The sequence below is a fragment of the Bacteroides faecium genome, assembly GCF_012113595.1.
In the GTDB taxonomy this organism is placed as follows: Bacteria; Bacteroidota; Bacteroidia; order Bacteroidales; family Bacteroidaceae; genus Bacteroides; species Bacteroides faecium.
Genome location: NZ_CP050831.1, coordinates 5933355 through 5957696 on the forward strand (window position 1 = coordinate 5933355; position 24342 = coordinate 5957696).

Sequence of the window (24342 nt, forward strand, 5' to 3'; positions counted from 1 at the left end):
TATCTGCGTACTTAGGGGAACTATCTTCATACAATAGCATGAAGATAAGTTTATCAATTCAGACCTTATATCAGCCTGTTTTTTTGAAGCTATCTCCCACCCTTACCAGCCTAAGCTAGTAGAGGGGAGATGCTTGTATTATAAAGAAATATTCTCAATTCATGAGTTTATTTCTTAGCAGTACCTTTCGGATACGTAATACTCATTCTTGTAGTTCCGTTCGTTATTGCCTGTCCCCAAGAAGAAGCGGCTTTAATTTCAATGACTACCTGAATCGGTGCATCAAGAGATGTCTCCAAATTATTATAAGTACTATTCAGCTTAATATCCTTAACTGCATCTTCAGTCAATACACCATCGATATAACCAGTCTTATCGAAATATTTTTCAAAATCAGCACGGTTACTACCTTCATCAACCACTGTATATGTCACGTTCAATCCATAAACACCTAAAGCATCGGCTGCAGAGTTAATGCCATCTCCGAAATCTTGAGCAAGCTCTGGCCACATTTCTTTCTTTCTTGAGTCATTCCATGTGAAATTTGCCAACAAGTTTGTAGTTTCAGCCAAATTCCCCTTTATAATGTTAATGTCCTCATCTTCAGTAGGAGCCTGCAAATCGCCTGTCATATCAGGAGCAATAAGCTCAACTGTTCCAACGGTGGCAATTTCATCTTCCGGTTTAGCTTCATCTCCACAGTACAACACAAATTTTACAGTCACCTCATCAGTGTTGGACTTGTTATTGGTGAATGTATATATTTCACTATTTTCTCCTGAAATTGCAACAGTACCAACCTCATTACCAGTTTTCTTACCTGCTGTAAGTACAGTCTTAAGTTCAACATTACCTGCTTTAGCTTCGGCTATAAGGTTATCCCATTCTGATTTCACAAACAATATTCCCAGATTTCTAGTTAAAGTAACTGCAAGAGGATTACCACCAACCGCAGAAATCATTGGTAATACAGAACGACCATCCCAAACTGCTTTTTCTGCATTCAAAGCTTTGAATTCCGGTTTGTTCACTGTTACACTAACTAGTACTTTTATTACCAAAGTGTTTCCAAAGTCAAATGTAATGTATGGAACAGCAGTACCAGAGAATTCACCTTGAACAGTTACTACCACATCGTCGTTATTCACTTCAACATCCACTTTACCATCAGCTTCATGTTTCACAGAACCACTGGCTTCAGCTATCGCTGAACTTACGTCAGAAAGCTTTTTATATTTTTCTCCAGTAGCTTTATTGATTTCATCCAAAATAGCTTTAATTGCAGCCGCTTGAAGATTATATGTTTTCTCTCCGGTATTCCATATCTGTTTATTATCCAGGGTAACTGTCGTTTCAGCACCGCGTGATTTAACAGTTACAGTTTCAGCAGTTCCTGCATATGAAGCAGTTTTATTTCCTACTGTCATTGTTACAGTCGGAGTTACTGTACATACATCCTCCAATGCACTTTCAGCAGTCTTTTTCAAAAGACCATCCTTTAGAGTAAAGTGTTCTTTATTAGCACCATCTAATGCGAATGTAACATTAAAAAGATCAGTCGGGATATTCATGCCACTCAATGATGTTGCTGTTTTCTCATTCTTGCCATCTTTGTCACTCAATGTCACTGAATAATATTCCGAACCATCATTTTCACTAGTAGCAGCAGTAAAGAATGACAATCCATTCACATTATCATCATACATCACATCACCACGTCCTGTAGTCGCATTAGAATAAGTAACATTTTTCACATAACTTTTGCCTATGATGGCAGCAAAGTAATCAGAAGTGATTTCAGTCAGTTTTGTTGTTTCATCATTACCGGTCACGTACAAAGCGATAGCATAACTTTCTGAAGCAGAACCAATATTCAAAGTCACTTCAATTACACCTTCTTCATATTCAGTTTCCGATCCCGATTTTTTAACCTTTGATACTCCGGTAACTTCAAATGGTGCACCAACACTACGACTTTTCACGATATGTTTGTCTGTTGTGATAGTGTATTTACTATTCTCCGCTACCAATGCATCAACGGCAGTAGCCGGAGAAACACGGAATCTTACTTTAGTTTCTACTTCATTGGAAATCAGCACACTGCCAATAGTTTCTTTCTGACCTTCAGCATTAGCAGCAGTAGAAGCATCATCAGTTGTATAATAAGATATGAATTCAACCTTTCTCACCAAGCCGTTTTCGTCATATTCTTGCGGAAGGAAAACAAGGCTCTTAAGCATATCTTTTACTGCGCCAGTAAGAGTTTCTACCTTTGTTCCGATTTCTTTTATGCTAGAATCATAAGAGGCGAAGGTTGCTTTCAGATGGTCATCAATCTCCTTATTCAAGTCTGCTGATTTCAGATATACAGATAAATCTGAAGTTTTTGCACACTTAGCTAATTCATCTTTCACATCTGTTATACCATTCAAAGCATTATAACAGTCATTTGCCTTCTGAATAGTATTATTATTCGGATCCGATAAATTTTTGACTAGTACTTCAAGAACATCTTTCTTGTAGTCCATCAACGTCTTAATATCCACAAATATGTCCTTATATTCTTGACTTTGGCTATCAACAAATGTACTTATCTGTTGTGTAAGCTTTTCCATATCTTCATTGTATGAATCAATACTCAGATAAGTTGTTCCCAGTTCAGTCAAAATAGTTGTTCTGAATGCTCCGTCTACGTACGTTTTCACAGCATCGACTTTATTAGTTACTTGATCTGACGTCAAATAATCAAGCATTTTAGTATCTACATAGTCCTTTGCAGTTTGCAGATATTCATCCAACTGGTCCATTGTAGCGAAATTGGCACTAGCATCTTCCAGATTCTTAATTCTAGTCTTTATGCCTTCCAATTCAGCAATTTGAAGTTCCAGCTTAGCAATTCTTTCTCCGCTTGCCTTATCAAGTTCCAACATTTTCTGCTCAAGTTCTGCCAATTTCAAAGCATTCTCATCTGCTTTTCCATCAGCTGTACCCAGCTTTTCTTCCAAGGCGTCGATTTCAGCTTGCAGTTGGTCTTTTGCTACTTTTACTGCATCAGCGATGGATTTGTCTACTTTACCAATAGCTTCCTCCAGTTTTGTGTTCAATGCAGCAACATCTTCACTTGAAGCTTTGCCCTCTAACGCTGTTTGCAATTTCTGAACTGCTGCTTTCAGTTCTTCTAGCGCAGTTTTGTCTGCTTTGCCCGCTATTGCATCCAGTTGAGATTGTAAATCAGCCACTGCACTACTAATAGCAGTTTTCATAGCTTCCGTTGTTACATCAGCCCCTTTTTTGTTGATGGTGTCAATCTGCTCTTGCAGCCCTTTCACATCATCATCATAGTCCTTACAACCTACGTAGGTGACAGTAGAAAGCGCCAAAGCTCCGAAGAACATCACTTTTACAAATTTTCTTTTCATAACTACTTAAAAATTACATTAATAATATATTATTAAACACTAAGTTTCAATAACAGACTGCCCGTTACTTCGTAGGTAACGGGAAAACCTTTGTTCCTGCTCTTTCAGAGTAGTCAGTACGGAAAAATAAGACAATATGCGATTAGAAATTTTACCCCTGCTTCTGACAAGCGGCAGAGGGGAGGGAAACCTTTTACAATATTTAGAAGTTAACAAAGCCCTAATACAAAGAATCCACGTGTTTTGTCTGTCCCAGTTCCGCTTTTGAGTAGATTATTGGAAAAAATGTACGATTTAGTTTGGTTGTTTTAAGAAATATGCTCATATTTGCACCGAAATACAAACCCGTTACCTACGAAGTAACAGTCTATCTATGAAGCTATTATCCAACCAACTGACCGCTTCACAAAATCAAGGATTTGTTTATTTGCTTCATCAATTTTCCGATTTCTGAACGGTTTCAGATATGTCTCCGTCACGGTAATGGACGAATGTCCCATCGCTTCGGAGATGATTCCCGGGTGTATCTCGCAATAATAGGCAGTGGTAGCCCAGGTGTGGCGGGCGGTGTATGAACTCAATTTGCCTTCAAGTCCGAGTAGCTGCCCGAGCAGTTCCAGTTGGTGGTTGAAGTTGCGCAGTGCTAACTGGTATTCGCGATATGCTTCCTTTGTCCCCTCTCCGCTATGGAGAATCGGGAAGAGATAGGGGGATGCGGCATCACGGCTCTTGTTTTTCTCTAATAGCGACATGGCTTCCGGCGTCAGCGTCACGGACAGGGGGCGTCCCGTCTTACGCCGGCGGTAGGTGATGACGTCTCCCTGCAAATCGGACTTGCGCAAGTATGCCAAATCGACAAAAGGCAACCCGCGGAGCAAAAACATAAGGATGAAACATTCTTGCGCGCGTCTCATGGCAGCGGTAGCGTTCGCGGGAGCCGGGCGGGCAAACATCTTCTTCATGTCCCCGTCGTCCAACGCACGGCGGCGGTCGGCACGCGTGCCTGTATAGACCGCACTGAAAAGGCGCGGCACATAGGGCGCCTTCTGTTGGTCTACGGCACGGTTGATGACGGCACGCAACGTACGCATATAGGTAGACACCGTATTCCAACTGCATCCACGCCCGCGAAGGCTGTTCTCGAAACATTTCAGCCAACCGGGAGTCACCGCCCGAAACGGCAGGCAGTCTTTCCGCAGAAAGGCCACAACCACATTCAACGTACTCTTATACACATGAGCAGTGCCCAGCTTGCCACTGTCTTCCAGTCCTTGGGACACTTGTCTCATAAACGAAATCAAATTTTCTTTCTTCATAAAAAAAATCTTAATTATTAATATTTACATTTATAAAAGCTTACTTTCAGTAACTACAAAAATACGAATATTAAATTTTACATACATAAAAACAGTCAAATAAAAAGTCATAACTTTAAGTTTATCCTTAGAATATATTTGCTTACATTTGCGCAATTTTCAGGGTCAAAAGCCCTATTTCGTTTAATTTAAAATTTTAAGAATCATGAAAACTCATGAATCAGCCAACGACGGCAACAGTATTAACGGTTTCAAACATTTCTCTGACTTAGCGGTAGAGTATTTTCCGGATTTGTCCACTCCCAGTTCGGCCAGCAGAAAATTGCGCAACTGTATCAGAACCCACAAAGAACTGGCTGCCCGAATGACAGAAGCAGGCTACACAAAGAAAACAAACAACGTCAGTCCGAAGATGCAACTCATCCTCATCGAATTTCTGGGGACACCCGTCATCAAGATACCGCCAACTAACGAAACTGCAATCGAAAGTGTAAACGCAGACAAGAAATAAAGGGAAAATCGAACTATATATTTTTAAATATATATTTTATTATTTATTGTTTATAATGTGTTACGTCAAGCGTTACGGGTACTTTTTCTTTACACATATAAAATCCAATAACACAGCAACTTACACAAAGAAAAAGGTGTTACGCTAAGCGTTACGCACAAGTGTCCGTTTTTCCGCCCTCAAACAGAGCCTCTGATTCACCCGAACGCAGGCTCCGTTCACTCCAAACAGACGCTCCGTTTCCCCCCAACGGAGCGTCTGTTTCATTTCGTATCCAATGAACCGCATTCCGGGATGAAAAAGTTTTTTTTTAACTCTGTTCTCCACCCGTCAACTCCCGCGAACCGTGCTGAACATGGCTTATTGCATGCTCATGAAAACTAGTGTATATTTACCGAAAATTTTAAAAACACTCGACTTATGAAGAAATTTAATTTCCAGTCCATGACGGCGCGCGGGTTCCTGATTATCCCCAAATCTTTGTTGCAACAGCAGATTGACAACGGGCATAGTTGCGAAGGGGATACAGAGGCACTCTTAATCATGCTTATGAAGGTCAACTATTCGGAGACGCAATATACCGGATATCAAAATAAGGAATTCGTGTGCCGGCGGGGCGAAAGCATGCACAGCTACCGCGACTGGAGCCGGATTTTCAACTGGAGTATCTGCCGGACTTTCCGCCTGATTCACGACCTGGCCACCGCAGGAGTGATTGAAATCATCCCGCATGAGGACAAGTCCTTGCATATCCGCGTGGTGGAATATGACAAATGGGTGGGGAATCCTGAAGCGATGAAGAAGAAGAAAGCCGTCAACGAGAAGTTCGCCTACTTCTGGGACGAGTATCACGCCATTACGCAACTTCCCAAAGAGAACATAGCCAAAGTGCAGCGCGAATGGAAAAAGCTCAGCGCCAAAGAGCAGCAACTCGCTATCGACAAAATCGAGGAATATTATTTCCATCAGACAAATTCCAAATATGTCCTGCATGCAGGCAGTTACTTATCTAATAAAGCGTTTCTTAATGAATACTGAGAACCGGGTTTCGCCACAAGCGCCCGAAGTGGAAGAGGCTATCATAGGCGCCTGCCTTATCGAGCAGGATGCCTTACCGCTGATAGCGGGGAAGTTACGCCCGGAGATGTTTTACGTGACGCGTCACCAGTTGATTTTCAGCGCTTTGCTCGCCATGCACCAGGCGGGCACGAAGATTGATATTCTCACCGTGAAAGAGGAGCTTGCCCGCCGGGGAAAGCTTGAGGATGCGGGCGGCCCCTACGGCATCACGCAGTTGAGCAGTAAGGTGGCCAGTTCCGCACATATCGAGTATCATGCGCAGATAGTGCACGAGAAGTTTCTGCGGCGGGAGATGATTCTGGGGTTGAACAAGTTACTCGCCTGCTCGCTGGACGAAACCATAGACATCGGTGACACGCTGGTGGACGCGCACAATCTGCTCGACCGTCTGGAAGGGGAATCCGGACACCATAGCAATATGCGCGACATGGATACGCTGATGGCGGCTGCCATGACGGAAGCTGAGGGGCGTATCGCCCGGAGCGTGGATGGCGTGACGGGGATTCCTACGGGGCTGACGGATTTGGACCGCATGACGTCGGGGCTACAGAACGGTGAACTGGTGGTTATCGCCGCGCGTCCCGGTGTGGGAAAGACGGGATTCGCGCTGCACCTGGCACGAAACGCGGCAATGGCGGGGTATGCCGTAGCTGTCTACAGTCTTGAGATGCAGGGCGAAAGGTTGGCAGACCGGTGGCTGACGGGGGCGAGCAATGTCAGTGCCGGTCATTGGCGCGGGGGAACGGTGAGCGCGCAGGAGATGGCGGAAGCGCGCGCCGTGGCTGCCGGACTGGCGCGGTTGCCGATTCATGTGGATGACAGTACGGTGGTCAGTATGGAGCATGTGCGTTCCAGCGCACGGTTGCTGCAAAGCCGGAATGAGTGCGGCATGATTATCATCGATTATCTGCAACTTTGCGACATGAGCAGCGGGCAGAGTAACCGAAACCGCGAGCAGGAAGTGGCACAGGCTGCGCGGAAGGCGAAGTTGCTCGCCAAGGAACTGAATGTGCCGGTGGTGTTACTGAGCCAGTTGAACCGTTTGTCGGAAGGGCAGATAGACAGGCGGCCGGAACTGAGCCAGCTCCGCGAAAGCGGTGCCATCGAGCAGGATGCGGATATGGTGATGTTGCTGTATCGCCCGGCGTTGGCACGGGTCACTACGGATAGGGAAAGCGGATATCCGACCAAAGACCTGGGTGTGGCCATCATCGCCAAGCAACGCAACGGGGAGACGGGAAACGCTTATTTCAGCCATAATCCGGAAATGACGAAGATTACGGATTATGTTCCGCCATTGGAATATCTTCAGAAACATGCCAGATAAGGATGGGGAAAGTGGTTGTTTTTGCGGTTTATTTTTCATTACATTATAGATTTGTTTTCGGGGGTTCAAAACGGTTGTTTTTTGCTTGGAAATATTTTATAAAATACTTGACTTTCCTTTCGTAGTTTTGTATCTTTGTATAGTCGGAATGACAGAAAATAATTATTACTTAAACCTTAACTTTTTCAAATTATGAACGTATTAGTAGAGCGCTATCAGCGCAGAAAGAATGTGAGCGAGGAAGACTCGCAGGTGTTGTATTATGTACGCCAGAAATCGGGTACTGTAAGGGTGATGGACGTCAACAAGCTGGCGGATGCCATCGAAGCGAATTCCTCGCTTACGGCGGGAGATGTGAAGCATGCTATCGAGGCTTTTGTGGAGCAGTTGCGCCTGTCGCTTACGCAAGGCGACAAGGTGAAGATTGATGGATTGGGGACTTTCCATATCACGCTGAGCAGCGAGGGCACGGAGAAGGAGAAGGATTGCACGGTGCGTTGTATCCGTAAGGTGAATGTCCGGTTTGTGGCTGATAAGGCGCTGCATCTGGTGAATACGAGTCATACCACTACCCGAAGTGAGAATAATGTGGATTTCGTCCTGGCGGGAAAGGGTGATGCTAAAGGTGGTTCCGAAGGGGGCGGTTCTGAAGGTGGAAACGGTGGCGGTTCCGGCGAAGGGGATGACGGGGAAACTCCGGACCCGGCAGCATAAAGGCTGTCTCTTTCCTTGAGTTAAACCTTATTAATGAACAGTTCCACACGGATGCCGGGGAGTAGTTATTTTATCCCCGGCATGTGGTTCATGTTTTCTCTCCTATTTTCTAATTTTATGTTTCAATTTTCAATTTATTAAAATGCTAGATAAAATTATAGAGATTATTATGACGATTCTGCCCTTTTTGGGCAGTAACCGCAAGAAGCGCAAGGTTATGGCGCAAGAGGTCAAAGAGTTCAGCGAATTGGTGAAAGGCCAGTATTCTTTTCTGATGCAGCAGTTGGAGAAGGTGTTGAAGGATTATTTCGACCTTAGTTCGAGGGTGAAGGAGATGCATACGGAGATTTTCTCGCTGCGGGGACAGTTGGCGCAGGCTGCTGCTTTGCAGTGTGTCAATAAGGAGTGTGCGCAGCGCAGTAATACAGGCGGCGCGGGTATGGGGTTGAAGAAAGCTTGACGACGGAAGTGATGCGACCTATAAACCTGATAGTAGTCCACTGTTCCGCTACACGCGAGGACAGGGACTTTACGGAATATGACTTGGATGTCTGCCATCGCAGACGGGGATTCAACGGAGCGGGGTATCATTTCTATATACGGAAGAATGGGGATATCAAGTCTACCCGACCCCTCGAACGGGTGGGTGCACATGCCCGTGGTTTCAACTGTGAAAGTATCGGTATTTGTTATGAGGGTGGACTTGACAGTAAAGGACGGCCGAAGGATACGCGTACCGAGTGGCAGAAACATTCTCTGCGGGTGTTGATTCTTACCTTGCTGAAGGATTATCCGGGTTGCCGGGTATGCGGACATCGGGATTTGAGCCCGGACTTGAACGGGAATGGGGAGATTGAGCCGGAAGAATGGATTAAGGCTTGTCCTTGCTTTAATGCTGAGACTGACTGGAGAAAAGTGTAATCCCCCCAAAAAAAGAAAGCGGCTCGTTGATATACGAGCCGCTTTTTGTATTTATAGTCCTTTTACTTAGCATCAAAGGCAGTATCAATCAATGCTTTCAAGTTCTGATAGTGACTCTTATATATGCCACTTGAAGCACTTGCCGCACTGTTCAATTCACTTCTAAGACTAGCCAGTTGTCCGCGGGCAATGGCAGGCGCTTCCGAAGGGGAATCCGAGGAATAACTCATCGGATTAGAGTTATTTTTCGGTTTGTCGAGCATGGCAATCAAGGCGTTCACATAGACTTTCTGCAAAGCACGCTGATTGAGGTCGGGCTTCTTGCCACCTCTGAGGTCGTTCCAAATGCCTTTCTTCAAATCTTGGAACATTTCATTGGAAGTATAGGCTTTGTTGCCGTTCATCAATTCGTTGGTCGTCATCTTGTCCAGCGTGCGGCTGCTAAGCAAACGTTTCAAGATATTACTCTGCACGCGGAAGATATAATTGAAGGTATTGACTCCGGCCTTTTCTGTCAGTTTGTCGTCCATCAACCAAGTAGGCGTGGTGAATAATTCTTTGTTTAAGAATGTCACAGCTTTCTTCTGTATATCCTTCGGCACAAATTCCACTGCTTTCACATCGGTCTGTTCTACCGAAATCGGGGTACTGTAAATACCGGCGACATTGGTTGCCACATGTCCCATATATAGGGAGAACTGTCCGGCTACGTTGCTGTATAAGGTGCTTGCCTTTTGGTAGCCTTCGTTCGGTTCGTACGTCCAGTTGATGATTTCGGGCATGATACGTTTCAGATTCTTGATGCCGTATGTGCCTGCCAGCACTGCGTCGTCGCCCAAGTCTTCGTTCTGGTTACGAGGGTCGTCGCGGTCGCTTTCCGTGCCGAAAGTGTAGCGCTTGTCTTCCTTTAGTTTGCTGATAATCCACTTGTTCATGTGGGGGATTTCAGCTTCTGCCGTCTCAAATTCGGGCATCCAGCGGTAACCCCATTCGATAGACCAGTCGTCGTAGATACCGATGCGGGGGAAGATTCCGGCACGTGAGATGCTGTCTTCCGGTTGGGCGATGTAGTTGAAACGTGCGTAGTCCATGATGGACGGGGTGTGGCCGTTGGCTTCCACCCATGCTTTGTCTCTCAGTTTTTCTACCGGGACGGTGGCGGAAGAGCCGAAGTTATGACGCAAGCCCAGTGTGTGGCCTACCTCGTGGGAAGATACAAAACGAATCAGTTCGCCCATCAGTTCATCGTCAAACTGGGGTTTGCGTGCTCCCGGGTCGATGGCACCGGCTTGCACGATATACCAGTTGTAGAGCAGGAGCATTACGTTGTGATACCAGTTGATATGTGTTTCGAGGATTTCTCCGCTGCGGGGGTCGTGTACGTGAGGGCCGCTTGCATTGGGAATATCGGACGGTTTATAGACGATAGCCGAATGACGGGCGTCTTCCAGACTCCATGTCGGGTCGTCCGTGGGGGCTTCTTTGCCGATGATGGCATTCTTGAAGCCGGCTTTCTCAAAGGCTTTCTGCCAGTCGTTGACTCCTTGAATCAGGTAAGGAACCCATTTTTTAGGAGTGGCGGGGTCGATGTAGATAACGATTGGTTTCTTCGGTTCTACAAGTTCGCCCCTGAGGTATTTCTCCTTATCCTCGTCTTTCGGTTCGAGACGCCAGCGGGTGATGTTCGCTTTGTATTTCATTCCGTGCGGGTTGCCGTCAAAGTCTTTGTAACCGACAGCGAAGTAACCTACGCGACTGTCGTAGAGTCTCGGCTTCATCGGTTCTTTAGGAAGAAGCAGCATGGAGCTGTTCAGTTCGTAGGTCATCGGGCCGGTGGAATTGGTATATTGGGCCATCATTTTCTCGAAGGCGCTGCCCATCGGCGGCCTGCGCTGGAAAGTACGCACGGTGCGGATTTCGATATTTTGCGGGAAGGCTTTCAGTGTGTCGATATAGCTGGCGTCCGGTATCATTGAGGTTGCGCCGATATTGTCTTTCGCAAAGTTGGAGAAAGAGAACATGTCGCCGTCCTTGCGGATAAAGTCGGTCATTTCGATTACGTAATTTTTCGTCAGACTGTCTTTGCGCATTGTTTTCAAGGGGAAGGTGGCGACGATAGGCTGGACGTTGGAGTTCAGCACTGCCTGATACATTCCCAGTGTATCGGTAGAATGTTCCAGATAGGAGATTTGGCGGATAAACAGTTTGTTGTCACGTCCCAGTTCGAAGCGGATTACTTCGTCACTGATATGGTCGCCGGGGTAACCGGCTTTGCGTTTCTGCTTGTCTACCGGGGCTTTCACAATACGGTTCACAATCAATATGTCGCGTCCGAACAAGGAATCGGGTATCTCGAAGAAGTATTTTCCTTCTATGCAGTGCACCTTGAAGAAGCCGTTCATAGTCTTGGCTTTTTTGGTGATTACACTTGCGTAAGGCTGGAAAGGGGATTTCTTGGCTTTGGCTATGGAGTCGGCCTTAGCTTTGTCTGCAGCCATTTCGGTAGCACTTTTCTTTTTTTTCTTCTTCTTAAAGAGGTCGGTAGACTGTGCTCCGGCTGTTGGAATCAACATTGCCAGGAGCAACAAAAGGGTGGTTAGTTTTCTCATGCTTTTATTTTTAAGATGTTAGTTGCTGCAAAGTTAACTATTCATGTGAGCTATCCAAATCATACTATCTTATTTTTACAAAGCGACATGAATTATTTTTTTCCTGTTCAATATTGGCGCAAGATGTTGTCTAGTTTTTCTTCTTATTACCAACCTTCATCAAGGCAAGTCCGATAACAATCCAGACCATTTCGCGCACGCGGGTAATCAATGCAGCATAAACTCCGTAAGCGCCGGAGAGGGAAAGACCGCCTACGGCGAGGGCGAATCCGCCTTCACGTCCGCCTAGCTGCATCGGCAGGAAGAATAAAAGGTTGGCAAGTAAAGAGGAGAAAGCGGCAATCAGGCAGCAGTCGGCAAAGCTGACGTTCGTTGTCAATACGTTCAGTATCAGCCATATTTCAAGGCAGCTAATGACACGGGCTGTATATTCGAGAAAGAGGGCTGCGTAAAAGGTACGTTTCTTTTGCTGATGGAGAAGGGCGATTTGTGTATCTATATTTTCAAGTTTTTCCCGGTGAGTTTCGGCAAAGCGGAGCACTTTCTTTTTCAAGAAAGGGATATGGCTACCCATGCGGACACAGGCTATTGCCATTCCGTGGCGATAACCTTTTATAAAAAGGATGGCAATCAACAGGCAGAATAGGGTGATAGCTCCTAAGATAATGCCCATCACCCACCCTACCGGATATAGGCAGACGTAGAGCAGCACAGAACTTAGCCAAAAGCAGAAATGGGAAAAGATATGCATCATCACATAGAGAATCACGGAAGATGTGGCTCTTTCTATGCCGACGTAAGGTTTCAGCTCCATGATGCGATAGGGCTCACCGCCCATCAGCCCAACGGGAGTCACATAATTAAGCGCAAAGCCCGTGACGGTGAATTTATAGAGCCGGGCAAATGAGAAACCGATCTTGCTGCCACTACGGATGATGATATACCACGAGGTGGTATTAATAAGGTAGACGAATAGCCATAGCAATAAGACCAAAGGCAAATATATTCCCGCACGCTTCAAGTTCACCCAAAGCTCCTGATAATCCATATCAAAAGTGAATATCATTATCAGGACGGCGATAATGCCGAAGGCAAGGAATATATTACGATATTTGTTCTTCACTTATACACTTGTTTGCACATCGGCAGTCGAAACTGCCGAATTTTCCATTATAGAATATCTAAAATATAATTGCAAATACTACTACTTTATATATGTATAGTATCTGTCGAAGAATCTTCGGAATGCCGGAATTTTCATCAATACATATTCGAATACCAGCCAACCGATTAATGCGCATGAGATGCCGAGCAATACGTCGATAATATAGTGATGACAGGAATAAACGGCTGTTCCCCAGATGCCTACCATGATTATAGAGAAGAGGGTAATGACATACCATCTACATTTGCCGATGATGGCATATACCAGGGCTACGACCATATAGGCCGCATGCAGTGAAGGTACTGCGGCAAAGACATTCGCATTGCGTCCGTAGATAGAATCGAAGATTGACACTCCGAAGAAAGCGTCGAAGCGTCCCAAGCCCGCTACATTGCCCGGAGTGTTCAGTATCGGTTCAAAACCGTAGTTGATGGCGTACCAGGGGGGAGCGGCAGGGTGAATATAATAACCGGCGAAGCCGATTAAGTTGACGAAAAGAAATACCAGGGCAAAGCGAAGGTACGTTTTTCTCTCCTTCTTGAAGTACAGGCAAAGACCGAACAAGATGGGGACGGGAACCCAACAGAGGTAGAAGATTCCGGCAAAGACGTCGGCTATCGCCCAGTTGTGCGCGGCAAAGTATTCGCAGGGAGTGACGAGGATGCCGTTGTCCATTACGCCGAAGAGGGATTTCTCCAGGTTGTAGAGTCCGGCCACGTCAATTGGGTTCACTTCGTAGTTGGGGCAGATTCGCATCCAGTCATACGAGATTCCGAAAAGGGCGAAAGGCAGCAGGGCTACTGCCAGTTTGCGGGTAGGCAGTCCGGCGAAGAATAAGACAAGGTAGAGCACTGCTATCATCAGATGTTCGGAACGGAGCCCGATGAAAATAGCTGTCAGCAGAAGAAAAAGAGCCATGATGACTATGACGGTCAGGGCTTCTCTCTTCGATGGCTTTTGAATGTTCTTTATCATTATAAGAGTACGTTTATGTGCCAATTAAGGAATATGCCGGTCATTTTCCAATTGGCATATCAACTTATCGGCATATTGAATTATTATTCTTTCATCGCTTTGTAGCAGTGTCTCACACGCGCAAAGGCAGTGATATTGGCCAGTACGGCGACTAAAGCCAGAGGAACGATTAATATCAGAATCGGTTCGAAAGCGGTGATGTCCTTGAATATGCCACAAAACAGAGCACCGAGGCTGGTCAGCACCACGCGTTCGGGGCGTTGCATGAATCCTACCTTACATTCTATCCCCAAACCCTCGGCACGCGCACGGACATAGCTTACCATCAATGAACCGATAAGCGCCACGAAAGCAATAAGTGCATAAAGGAAATAATCTTTCATTGACAGGTAGTAGCAGATACCGAAGAAAGTCATCAGTTCGCTGTAACGGTCGAGTACCGAATCGTAAAGCGCACCGAATTTGGAACTCATGTTACCCAGGCGGGCTACACGTCCGTCCATCATATCGAACAGTCCGGCAAACAGAATCACACCGCCTGCCCATCCGATGATGGCAAGGTCGTTTTCTCCGCCATAGATTCCGGCATATACGAACATACCCGCCGCTACCACATTCAGGATAAATCCGGTAGTGGTGATGAAGTTGGGAGTGATTCCGATTTTAATCATCCCGTGTATCAAAGGATTGATAATCTTATAAATCAGTTGTTGTAAATAATCTCTGTAATTCATGTGTCTAAATCTGTTTATATCTAAATCTTCTATTTATTTCAAATTCTTCAATGCCTTCTTCCGAACAAGCTCCTTATATCTATATTCCGGTAAACAAAGAGACGCTGCATATTATAATTCCAGAACAGCGCGACAATTACCGCCACCACCACCTTGGGTATAATGAAAAAATCACCGAAATAGAGACTGAGCGTATCCCGCACCCAGGGAATCTTCGCCAAAGACTCCGTCAGCGCATATGTCCCCCATGTGTTCAACCAAACGCTGCAAAACCACACTATGACAAACTTGGCAGCTACATTCGTTTTTTTACCTTTCGACTTAAATGTCCATTTATAATTAATGATGCAATTGACAATTCCCCCGTAGATGGCACCCGCCAAGGTAGCATACACATAGTAGACATCAAACAGCCTTACCAGAAGAATCGTTACGAGAAAGTCTGCAATGGTTGCCATCTGAGCAGAAAGTTGCGCCCTCAAGAACATGAAGAAGCCGCCTTTCTGAGAAATCATCCGCGCAATCTTTTTCAGCCAATCACCCATCTCGCTCCCACTAACAAGATAAAACTATACACTCCCGCCAAAATATCGTCCATCATAACGCCTACTCCACCTTTCAGGCTCTCCATCTTGCGCACGCCCAACGGTTTGGCAATATCAAATGCACGGAACAGAACAAAAGCCGCGATGACGTACCAAAACCAGTTCTCATCATTCGGTACAGCCAGCAACGGTATCCACACTCCCACCATCTCGTCCACTACCACGCGCGAAGGGTCTTCCCCCCAATAAGGCTCCAACTTGTCGGCAGCCCAAATGCCGGCGAATGTAAATACAATCACCAAAACAGCGGTAATCCATAAAACGGTAGTAAAGGGAAACAGGAAATAAAGCGCAATCCAAATGATAGAAGCCAACAACGCCCCAGCCGTACCGGGAGCAAAAGGAGAAAAACCGGAGCCAAAGCCCGTGCCTATAAAAACAGGTAGAAAGGAAGGTCTTTTCATTATTTGCAATAGAGTGTATAAGAATAACAAAACTTTCCCCTTGCTGAAGAAGGGGAAAGTTTATATATTTTCAGGAACATCTTCCCGAATTAAGCCAAATAATCAGGTTCTTTTTCACCGATCATGTTACGCAATGTCTGTTTTACCATTCTCCATTGAGTGAACAAGTCATGTTCCGGCTGGTGCTCGAAATCGTGCATCGGGCTCTTGCAGAAGAATGACAGCCAAGTCTGGATGCCACACATGCCTGCACGCATTGCCAAGTCACTGAACAATACGAGGTCCAGTGCGATAGGAGCGGCAAGGATAGAGTCGCGGCAAAGGAAGTTCACCTTGATTTCCATCGGGTAACCCATCCATCCGAAGATGTCAATGTTGTCCCATGCTTCTTTGTTGTCCTTGCGGGGCGGGTAATAGTTGATACGTACTTTATGGTAAACGTCTCCGTAGAGATCAGGATATTTTTCAGGTTCGAAGATAGTGTCGATAACAGACAGCTTGCTGACTTCTTTTGTCTTGAAGTTGTCCGGATCGTCGAGCACTTCACCATCACGGTTGCCGAGGATATTGGTAGAGAACCAGCCGTTCACACCCAGCATACGGGTTTTGAACATCGGAGCCAATACGGTTTTCATCAGTGTCTGGCCGCTCTTGAAGTCTTTACCTGAGATAGGTACTTGTTTTTGTTTGGAGAATTCCCACATAGCAGGAGTATCCACACACAAGTTAGGAGCACCCATTACGAACGGAGCATCTTCCGCAATGGCAGCATATGCATAACACATACTCGGAGAAATCACTTCCGTGTTGTTGTCCTTCATTGCCTTTTCCAAAGCAGCGAGTGACATGTGTTCGTCAGACAATGGAATGTAGATTTCAGTACTTGCAGCCCAAAGCACAACGACGCGTTCGCAGTTGTTGGCAGCCTTGAAGTCGCGGATGTCCTGGCGAAGTTGTTCCACCATTTCCCAGCGTGTAGCAGCTTTCTTGATATGTGTTCCGTTCAGACGTTTTGCCCAATTGTGGTCGAAAGCAGCCGGCATCGGTTTGATAGCTTCCAATTCGTCCTTTACTCCGTTCAGGTCTTTTTCTTTCAAGACCTCAGCGTACATGGCAGCTTCATATGCGTTATCCGGGAAAATGTCCCATCCGCCGAAAACAATGTCGTTCAAATCCGTCAAGGGCACGACGTCCTTGATGAGTTTTTCTTCGTTGTTTTCCATGCGCATTGTGGCTAACTGGGTAATAGATCCTATCGGTTTTGCCAGTCCCTTGCGAGAGGCTAGTGTACCTACAATCATTGTGGTAGCAACCGCACCACCGACTCCAACTACCAACACACCGAGACGTCCGGTAGCGGGTTTAATTTCTTGTTTCATTTCTATTCTATTAAAATTAAACTAAAATTGATGCAAAAATAAGATTAATTAATTACTAATACGAGCTTTGTTTGCTATATAAACATTGCAATTAGCAGGATTTAACTTTTAAAAGGTCATGTGGAGACTTATTCTCAAACCGGACTTGTCAATTCCCGGAGAATCGCGGTAAGTAAGCCGCCACACGTAGTCCAAACGTAACACCTTAAAAATGTTTTCAATACCTACTCCTGCTTCTACGTAAGGCGTTTTTCCCATTGTACGGGTATCCGCAATCGGAAAAGCGAACAAATCATCACTGAATGCAGGATTGTTCTTGTCGCTCAAATGTCCGTACAGCCCACGACAGGAAACTATTTCACGCCATTTCAGTTTTTTCAACAACGGAACACGATTGAACAACCACCCGTTGAGGAAATAGGTGACATCCCATGAGAAATATTCATCGTTCATAAACTCCATTGCGTTCATCAATGAGTAAGATTCCGGCTGGATGGTATAGGAAAGATTGGCGTTGGGCATGATAAGCAACGGGAACGGTACTTTATCCCACACTTTCCCTGCTTTCAATATCACATCCGTATAGCCGAAAGCGGAGAACCAAAATCGTTTTTGGACGCCGGCTTCGGTATGGTTGTATGTATAGTCGCTGCCCAGGATTCCCTTCCCGGCGATGGTATGCGACAGGGTAAACACGGGAGCATCCAGGGATACGGGGAAACGGTTCCATTGGGTCTGGAAGAACTTCTCGTTCGGAGCGTAACGCAGTTTCAGCTCTGCCGCACTGGTAGAAAAATCTTTTACCGGAGTGAAGGAATCGCCTTGCTTCAGCAGAAAGGGAATCAGGTAAGAGGATTCGTCCGTCCGCCTGCGCGCTGTCAGTTGGAAAGAGAAACCGGAGTAAAATTCATTGGTATAGGTCATTTCCGCTTGTTGGAAATAGCCGATACGGTCGTCTTTCTCACGTTTCAAGGCGAGGAATACGTTGTCCTTGCTTGTATAAAGATAATTTTGCCCGTATTGGTTGACATCTGATTCGTAACGCAATTTCAGCGAATGAATGGGAAATTCATTGGCATATTCTTTCTTTTTCTTGAAGGAGTATTCCAGTTCCGCCAGCCCTTTCATTCTCTCGTCTTTGAAACCGTAGGCGATGTAGCCTTTACCGAACAGGTGCGGGTTGAGCCAGGCGGTGGTCATTCCCCCGCCACGGATACGGACGCCTTCGAGCGTATTGCCGCTGACGGTGGCATTCATCGGGCCGATATAGAAAAGAGGGGCTTCTTTCGATGTGGGGATATAGCCGGTAAAGAGGATGGAGAGTACTTTCTCCGTCCAGTAATAAACCGGATAACCGCGCAGTTGTGCCATCAGCCGGTCTACCGAATTCTCCTGTTGCGAGATGGCGGCTTGCGGACGGTTCTCCGCCCAGAAAGATTCGGGGCGTGCCAGGGCTGCCGTTTCTTCGATGATGCGTTCCGGCTTGCCGAAGGCTTTGTCCGCTTCGGCGGTCGGCGTGAAGGCGTAGTTGCTGTAATCCGCCACGCGACGGGCGAAGATGCCGTCCTGTCCTTCGGTCAGCTTGAATTCTACGGTGATACTTTCGTGGTCGAGCAGGCGCGTACCATCTTCGGCACGTTTAAATTCCTGTTCGAGCAACATATAATCTACAAAGTTCAGGTTTATCTTTTTCGGGAAGTTAAATACGGCACGTTTCACAAAGTAAGTAGAGTCGAGCGTGACATACAGATGCCCGTTGAAGCCGAAAGACTCGGAGTTGAAAGGGGTAAAAGCGAGGTCTACGCAAGGCTCGCCCGCTATCTGCAACGTATCCATCAGGTAGTATTTATAGAATCCTGTGCCGATACGGGACAGGGGGCTGACAAACTTATTGGTGAAGAGGGAGATGTTGTTCTCGTAGATGTCCACGTCCTTGAAAACTTCATTGATGGCTGCCTGCATGCCCTGTTTAGAGAGAAATTCGTCGACACCGGCTTGCTTGCGTCCTTTCACCCATTGTTTTTCCGAACGGGGAGATTTCCGGTAATAGTCCGTAGCGAGCAGTTCGCGGGCGGATACGGTGAGAATCGGCTTTCCGGTGACGGCAGAGGTGTCTACGTATTCGGTGAGGAAATCAAATTTGCGGTAGAGCCATTTCTTCTGTTTCTCTTCGTCGAAGTTATTCAACGCGAAGGTGGTCTTTTCGTAACGCTCGCGTTGCCAGAAGTCTTTTTCGTAAGGGGAATAGTTGTCGCGGCTTTCAATCATCCGGCGGACAAACTCTACGGCAGGATTATCTTTTTTCCGGTAGTGCTCGCGTTTGGGTTTCACTACGACTTCGGAGAGGTCATACGAGGTAGGTGAAAGCGCTACTTTGTAGGATGCGTTACGGGCAGGACGAATGTTCCGGCTATCGTCATTATAGCCGATTACGGAAATCACAAGTACTGCTTCGGAACGGTTGGTCTTGAAATAGAAGCGTCCGTCGCTTCCGGTAGTAGTTCCCTCGGTCGTGTCTTTCAAACGTACAGATGCATAAGGCAGGGGTTCTTTTGTCAGAGAATCAGTAACCACACCCTGTACCACATACTGTGCACTAAGGGGAATACTGATTGTCAATAAAAGAAAGAGCGTCGATATACCTTTCATCATTAATCTCATACCTTATATCCTATTGAATTGAGCGGGGCAAAGGTACGGGTATTTGAGTTCAAAAAAAGGTCTGTTTGACGGAAGAACTGTTCTTATTTGACACAATCAAGGAAAAACAATCTGAAATTTGGTCAATCCGTCGGCATAAGTCCGCAATGAAAAGGTGCACCCGTGGCGCATCAGTACTTCGCGGATAAAGATAAGGCCGATGCCCTGCCCGTTCGGTTTGGTAGAGAAGAAAGGGCTGAACAGTTTCGCTTCCGTTTCTTTATTGATGCCTTTGCCGTTGTCTGTGATTTCGATAGTGGCGGGAGACAAGGTACGGATGATGATTTCACCGTCTGTCCCGATGCTTTCGGCATCTGTTTCGATACTTTCGACGGCGTTCTTGATGATGTTCACAAGTACTTGCTCGAAGAGGGCGGCGTCCAGCATGACGTCTTTCAGGCTTTCGTCCGGTTCCATGCGGAGCTTGATATGGCGGTCGTTGCACATTCCTTCCATGAAACGTTTGCAGGTAAAAGCCAGGTCGTTCAGGTTGACGGGCGAGACGGTAGGCTCGGGTATCTTCACAACGTCGGCGAAGCGGGTGATGAAACGGCTCATGGAGAAGCAGCGTTCGGTACACACACGCATCACGTCGCAGATGTCGTCCATGCCTTCTTCGGTGGAAAGGGCTTGTTCTACGGTGTCCAGTGTGGAAGTGATGCCGGCGGTCGTGTTGTTCACTTCATGGGCTATCATGCGGATTACCTTCTCGTAGGCTTTCTTTTCGGCTTTCATCACTTCGTCCGTCAGGCTTTCTACGAGGAAGAAAGGGTGTTGGAATCCATGGTCGATAAAGGAAGAGTGAGTGCAACGGTAGATATTGGAGTCGTTCAGGCGGACGGTGGTTGTCTCGCCTTTCGGGACGTTGGCCAGCTCCATGGCTAGCGGGGAGTCTATCTCTTTCATCTTCTTGCCTTGTACGTCTTCCAGACGGACACCGAGCATTTTCAATGCCATCGGGTTTAGTTGCGAGAGGTCGTCGTCGAGGGTGGTGATAATGACCCCCATCGGGGAAGCGTTAATCAGCAGGTCGAGAAAGTGATTTTGTTCGCGCAGGCGGAGACGTTCGTTCTTGAGTTGTTCCATCATGCGGTTGAAGACATTTACGACACGGTCGGCTTCGTATTGTCCCACCGGACTGAGGCGGCTGCTGAAATCCTGTTCGCGCAACAAGTCCATGCCGCTTCCGATGGTATTTAAAGGTTTTACGAGCTTACGATAGAAGAATACCAGATAAATGAGAATGAAGAGTATCAGCCCCTCGCCTATGTAGAAGAAGAGCGTGTTCAGTTGGCTGGAAAGGAACAGTAATATGCCGCCCAGTGCCAGCAACAAGAAGACGAGGATGAAAAATAGTCCTTTTATACGCACGTTTATCTGTGGTTAATGGTTAATCTTATATTATTAGGCACGGATTACACGGATTTCACGGTTTTTAGAATAGTGGTTGTATTAAACAACCGTGTAATCCGCGTAATCCGTGCCTAAATTTATCACATTATTATATTATATTTTTCGAGACGGCGGTAGAGGGCGGCACGGCTGATACCCAATGCCGTAGCTACCTGGCTCAAATTTCCTTTGTAACGTTCCAGTGCTTGAAGGATGATCTGCTGTTCTATCTCATCCAATGTCATACCTGCCAGGGATGCGCCTTCGGCTGCTCTTGCATCGTCGTGGCGAATGTATTGGGCGTCGAAGTCGGAAGCGTCGAGAAGCGGTTTGCCGCTTACCAGTATGGTTCGCTCTACCAAGTTCTTGAGTTCACGGATATTTCCGGGGAAAGGCAGACGGCTCAGGAATTGCATGGCGTCGGCGGAGAAGTCCGTATGCGGCAGTCCGTTGGCTGCGGCTTGACGGTCGGCAAAATGACGTGCCAGCAGCGGGATGTCTTCGCGGCGTTCGCGTAAGGCAGGCAGTTTTACAGTTATCAGGTTGATGCGGTAGAACAGGTCTTCGCGAAAAGAGCGTTCGCTCACCATCTTGCGCAGGTCGGCATTGGTGGCGGAGACTACTCGGATGTCGGTCTTGCGGGGACGGCTGTCGCCGAGAACCTCGAAAGTCTGGTCTTGCAATACACGCAACAGTTTCACCTGGCAGGAAGGGTCGAGGTCACCGATTTCATCCAAGAAGATAGTTCCTTTGTTCGCCATTTCGAAACGTCCGATACGGTCGGCGGAAGCATCAGTGAAAGCTCCTTTCTTATGCCCGAACATTTCACTCTCGAACAGGCTTTGGGAAATACCGCCCAGATTGACTTTTACAAACGGGTGCTTCGCACGCTGGCTGTTGATATGGATGGCTTCGGCTATCAGTTCTTTGCCTGTCCCGCTCTCGCCCGTGATTAGTACGGAAGCGTTGGTCTTTGCGATACGGGCGATGGTATTCAATACGTCCGTCAGACCTTGGCTGCGTCCGATGATATGGCTGCGGTCGAAGGAGTCGCTTTGTTCCTGTGTAGTTTCTTTAGAAGTCGTCGAGAGTTCCAAGGCGGTTTCGATTCGTTGCAACAGGGCGGCGTTGTTCCAGGGTTTTGTGATGAAATCGAAAGCGCCTGCCTGCATTCCCTGCACGGCAAGTTGGATACTTCCCCAAGCGGTCATCAATATAACCGGAGTTTCGGGACGGAATATCTTTACCTGCTTGAGCAAAGTCAGACCTTCTTCGCCCGTTGTGGAAAGGGTGAAGTTCATATCCATCAAGATTAAGTCAGGAGTTACGGAACGCACCACATCCATGGCTTCCCAGGGAGTGGGAACTGCCTGTGCCTCATACCCTGCCCGCTTCAGCATGAAGCTGAGGGAAGAGCGCACTGCGCTGTCATCGTCAATTATCAGAATCATGGTTCATTTCTTTATTTATCAAGGGAGATAGTTACAGTGTCTTTATGATATTGCAAATCTACAAAAAATTACTAACGGACATCATGCTTTCCGCTTTTTATTGCCGGATGATTTCATCAAAATCAGCTTCCAGTTCGGTGTTGGTACGGAAATCCCAAAGCGTCAGGCTGCGGATTTGGTAGAAATAATACCAATAATAATAAAGTTCGGAAATATGTTTTTGTCTTGCCTGGTCTTTGGAGTTCTGAGCGTCGTTCAGGTCGAGGGTATTAATCTTGCCTATCAGGAAAGTTTCGATACTGGTCTTGTAACGTTGCTGGGCGATGGTGTCGGCTTCTTTGGCGATAGTCAACTGTTGTGCCTGATTGTTGAAATGTTCCACCAGCAGGAAAATATCCTGATTGAAATTAATCTGTTCCTGGCGAATCTTTGAAAGTACCACGTCACGGTTGCTCTTGGCTACACGAACTTTGCCGCGGCGTTTTCCCCAATCCAGGATAGGTATTTTGACGCCTACCTGCACTATCTGGTTATCTTGCAAGTTTTTATAGACGGTGGGGAAGTTACGGTTTTCTCCGGTATATCCTACGCTGGCAAAGAGGTCGACGCTACGCAGGTTGCCCCGTGCCGTAGCCACTTCATAATCGGCTTCCAACTGGCGGCGACGGATATTCTGCGCGAATGAGTTACGTTCGAGCGCTTTGTTCAATACCCTATTATATTCCATCTTTGAGCCGTCTACGGCTTCGGGAATAACAGGACGGAGTATCTCATCCTCTCCTACTCCCAGAAAGGCACGGAGCTGGAACATCTTGGCATTCAAGTCGCTCTCCGCTTCCGTCAAAGCCGCTTTCGCGTTCAGGGCGGAAAGTTTGAGTTGCAGGAGTTCGTTTTCGGAAATCTGCCCCATCTTCCGTTTGGCAAGGGCTACTTCGTAGAGGTGGTCGGCGTTCTTCCGGTTCTGTTGGGCGGTGCCCAGGTTTTCTCTTGCCAGCAGGAGATTGAAGTAATAGGTAATGGCGCGCATCGTCACTTCTTCGGTAGCGGTGATAAAAGCCGCTTTCGCTTCCGCATAGCGCACCGGTTCGATGCGCCTGTCCCACTTGATGTTGTTCACACCAAAGATGGGTTGTGTAAGTTTCAAGGTTACGGGGACGGACATAAACTGGCGGTCACCACCGGAACCGAGTTGTTTCATATAGTCGAGAGAGGAAGTCAGAGAGAGTTTACCGCCGGTCAGCCAAATGTTCTGGTCGATGGAAAGTTCGCCGGAAAGTCCCAGCGCACTGTTGCGGACGAAGCTGTAGGAACCATTGGAATTCTGATAAGAACTGTATGATTTATTGTAATTGGGCAAAGTGCCGGTAAGATTGACTTCCGGCAGAAGGTCGGCACGGAAGGTACGGTACTCCCAATAGGCGGTTTTCAGTTCATTCAGGGCAACGGCCGCATCGACGGATTGCGAACGTGCCATTGCGATAGCTTCATTCAAGGTTATCTCCCTTTCTTTCTGTCCTTCTTTCTGAGCCGACAATGCCAATGGAAGGCAAGCTGCGGCAAGAGCTACTAATATACTTTTCTTTTTCATTATGCACAGTATTTTCCACTAAAGGAGAATCAAACGATGTGCCAAAAGAATA

19 protein-coding genes are annotated in these 24342 nt (G+C 46.7%); 6 read left to right on the forward strand and 13 right to left on the reverse strand.

Translation table 11 applies throughout. From position 1 onward, the window contains the following. Nucleotides 1–167 precede the first annotated feature (167 nt). A complete protein-coding gene (locus tag BacF7301_RS22555; protein ID WP_167966353.1) occupies nucleotides 168–3419 on the reverse strand; it encodes a coiled-coil domain-containing protein in 3252 nt (1083 codons plus the stop codon). A gap of 371 nt (nucleotides 3420–3790) precedes the next feature. After that, nucleotides 3791–4735 (reverse strand): tyrosine-type recombinase/integrase, encoded by a 945-nt coding sequence (locus tag BacF7301_RS22560; protein WP_167966355.1) that lies wholly within the window; start codon nucleotides 4733–4735, stop codon nucleotides 3791–3793. 205 nt (nucleotides 4736–4940) lie between these two features. Here BacF7301_RS22560 and BacF7301_RS22565 point away from each other — a divergent pair, with 205 nt between their 5' ends. The 6 genes from BacF7301_RS22565 (at nucleotide 4941) to BacF7301_RS22590 (ending at nucleotide 9288) form a co-directional block, all read left to right on the forward strand. Further along, nucleotides 4941–5246, forward strand: a complete 306-nt coding sequence (locus tag BacF7301_RS22565) for a DUF4248 domain-containing protein (protein ID WP_167966357.1) — start codon at nucleotides 4941–4943, stop codon at nucleotides 5244–5246. 420 nt (nucleotides 5247–5666) lie between these two features. Continuing rightward, nucleotides 5667–6284, forward strand: coding sequence for an LvrA C-terminal domain-related protein (locus tag BacF7301_RS22570; protein WP_167966359.1), 618 nt, complete (start codon nucleotides 5667–5669; stop codon nucleotides 6282–6284). After that, nucleotides 6274–7653 carry a replicative DNA helicase gene (gene dnaB, locus BacF7301_RS22575; protein ID WP_167966361.1) on the forward strand — a complete coding sequence of 460 codons (1380 nt, stop codon included), beginning with the start codon at nucleotides 6274–6276 and terminating at the stop codon, nucleotides 7651–7653. The genes BacF7301_RS22570 and dnaB overlap by 11 nt, the downstream gene beginning before the upstream one ends. A 192-nt stretch (nucleotides 7654–7845) precedes the next feature. Then, the gene (locus tag BacF7301_RS22580; protein WP_167966363.1) at nucleotides 7846–8367 is read left to right on the forward strand and encodes an HU family DNA-binding protein; all 522 of its coding nucleotides are present in this window, start codon (nucleotides 7846–7848) and stop codon (nucleotides 8365–8367) included. A 142-nt stretch (nucleotides 8368–8509) separates the two neighbouring features. Continuing rightward, a complete protein-coding gene (locus BacF7301_RS22585; RefSeq protein WP_167966365.1) occupies nucleotides 8510–8827 on the forward strand; it encodes a hypothetical protein in 318 nt (105 codons plus the stop codon). An 11-nt stretch (nucleotides 8828–8838) separates the two neighbouring features. Then, a complete protein-coding gene (locus BacF7301_RS22590; RefSeq protein ID WP_167966367.1) occupies nucleotides 8839–9288 on the forward strand; it encodes an N-acetylmuramoyl-L-alanine amidase in 450 nt (149 codons plus the stop codon). A gap of 62 nt (nucleotides 9289–9350) precedes the next feature. On the opposite strand, the gene BacF7301_RS22595 is transcribed toward BacF7301_RS22590, so the two are convergent. From BacF7301_RS22595 to BacF7301_RS22645, 11 genes are all read right to left on the reverse strand, one after another. Beyond that, a complete protein-coding gene (locus tag BacF7301_RS22595; protein ID WP_167966369.1) occupies nucleotides 9351–11897 on the reverse strand; it encodes a zinc-dependent metalloprotease in 2547 nt (848 codons plus the stop codon). Nucleotides 11898–12027: 130 nt separating this feature from the next. Beyond that, nucleotides 12028–13020, reverse strand: a complete 993-nt coding sequence (locus tag BacF7301_RS22600; RefSeq protein ID WP_167966371.1) for a lysylphosphatidylglycerol synthase transmembrane domain-containing protein — start codon at nucleotides 13018–13020, stop codon at nucleotides 12028–12030. Between the two features lie 81 nt (nucleotides 13021–13101). Next, entirely contained in the window at nucleotides 13102–14037 is a 936-nt protein-coding gene (locus tag BacF7301_RS22605) for a phosphoinositol dihydroceramide synthase (protein ID WP_167966373.1), read from the reverse strand. Nucleotides 14038–14120: 83 nt separating this feature from the next. Then, nucleotides 14121–14771, reverse strand: a complete 651-nt coding sequence (locus BacF7301_RS22610) for a CDP-alcohol phosphatidyltransferase family protein (protein WP_167966375.1) — start codon at nucleotides 14769–14771, stop codon at nucleotides 14121–14123. A gap of 47 nt (nucleotides 14772–14818) precedes the next feature. After that, on the reverse strand, nucleotides 14819–15286 hold the full coding sequence (locus BacF7301_RS22615; protein ID WP_209319472.1) for a GtrA family protein: 468 nt from the start codon (nucleotides 15284–15286) through the stop codon (nucleotides 14819–14821). A 14-nt stretch (nucleotides 15287–15300) separates the two neighbouring features. Further along, the gene (locus BacF7301_RS22620) at nucleotides 15301–15780 is read right to left on the reverse strand and encodes a phosphatidylglycerophosphatase A family protein (RefSeq protein WP_167966379.1); all 480 of its coding nucleotides are present in this window, start codon (nucleotides 15778–15780) and stop codon (nucleotides 15301–15303) included. Nucleotides 15781–15869: 89 nt separating this feature from the next. Beyond that, nucleotides 15870–17159, reverse strand: coding sequence for an inositol-3-phosphate synthase (locus tag BacF7301_RS22625; RefSeq protein WP_167966381.1), 1290 nt, complete (start codon nucleotides 17157–17159; stop codon nucleotides 15870–15872). A 108-nt stretch (nucleotides 17160–17267) separates the two neighbouring features. Further along, a complete protein-coding gene (locus tag BacF7301_RS22630) occupies nucleotides 17268–19820 on the reverse strand; it encodes a DUF5686 and carboxypeptidase-like regulatory domain-containing protein (RefSeq protein ID WP_167966382.1) in 2553 nt (850 codons plus the stop codon). Between the two features lie 96 nt (nucleotides 19821–19916). Continuing rightward, complete coding sequence (locus tag BacF7301_RS22635; RefSeq protein WP_167966383.1) at nucleotides 19917–21230, reverse strand: sensor histidine kinase; 1314 nt, start codon at nucleotides 21228–21230, stop codon at nucleotides 19917–19919. Between the two features lie 122 nt (nucleotides 21231–21352). Further along, nucleotides 21353–22702 carry a sigma-54-dependent transcriptional regulator gene (locus BacF7301_RS22640; RefSeq protein WP_167966385.1) on the reverse strand — a complete coding sequence of 450 codons (1350 nt, stop codon included), beginning with the start codon at nucleotides 22700–22702 and terminating at the stop codon, nucleotides 21353–21355. A 97-nt stretch (nucleotides 22703–22799) separates the two neighbouring features. Then, nucleotides 22800–24290 (reverse strand): TolC family protein, encoded by a 1491-nt coding sequence (locus tag BacF7301_RS22645; protein ID WP_167966386.1) that lies wholly within the window; start codon nucleotides 24288–24290, stop codon nucleotides 22800–22802. Between the last annotated feature and the right edge of the window lie 52 nt (nucleotides 24291–24342).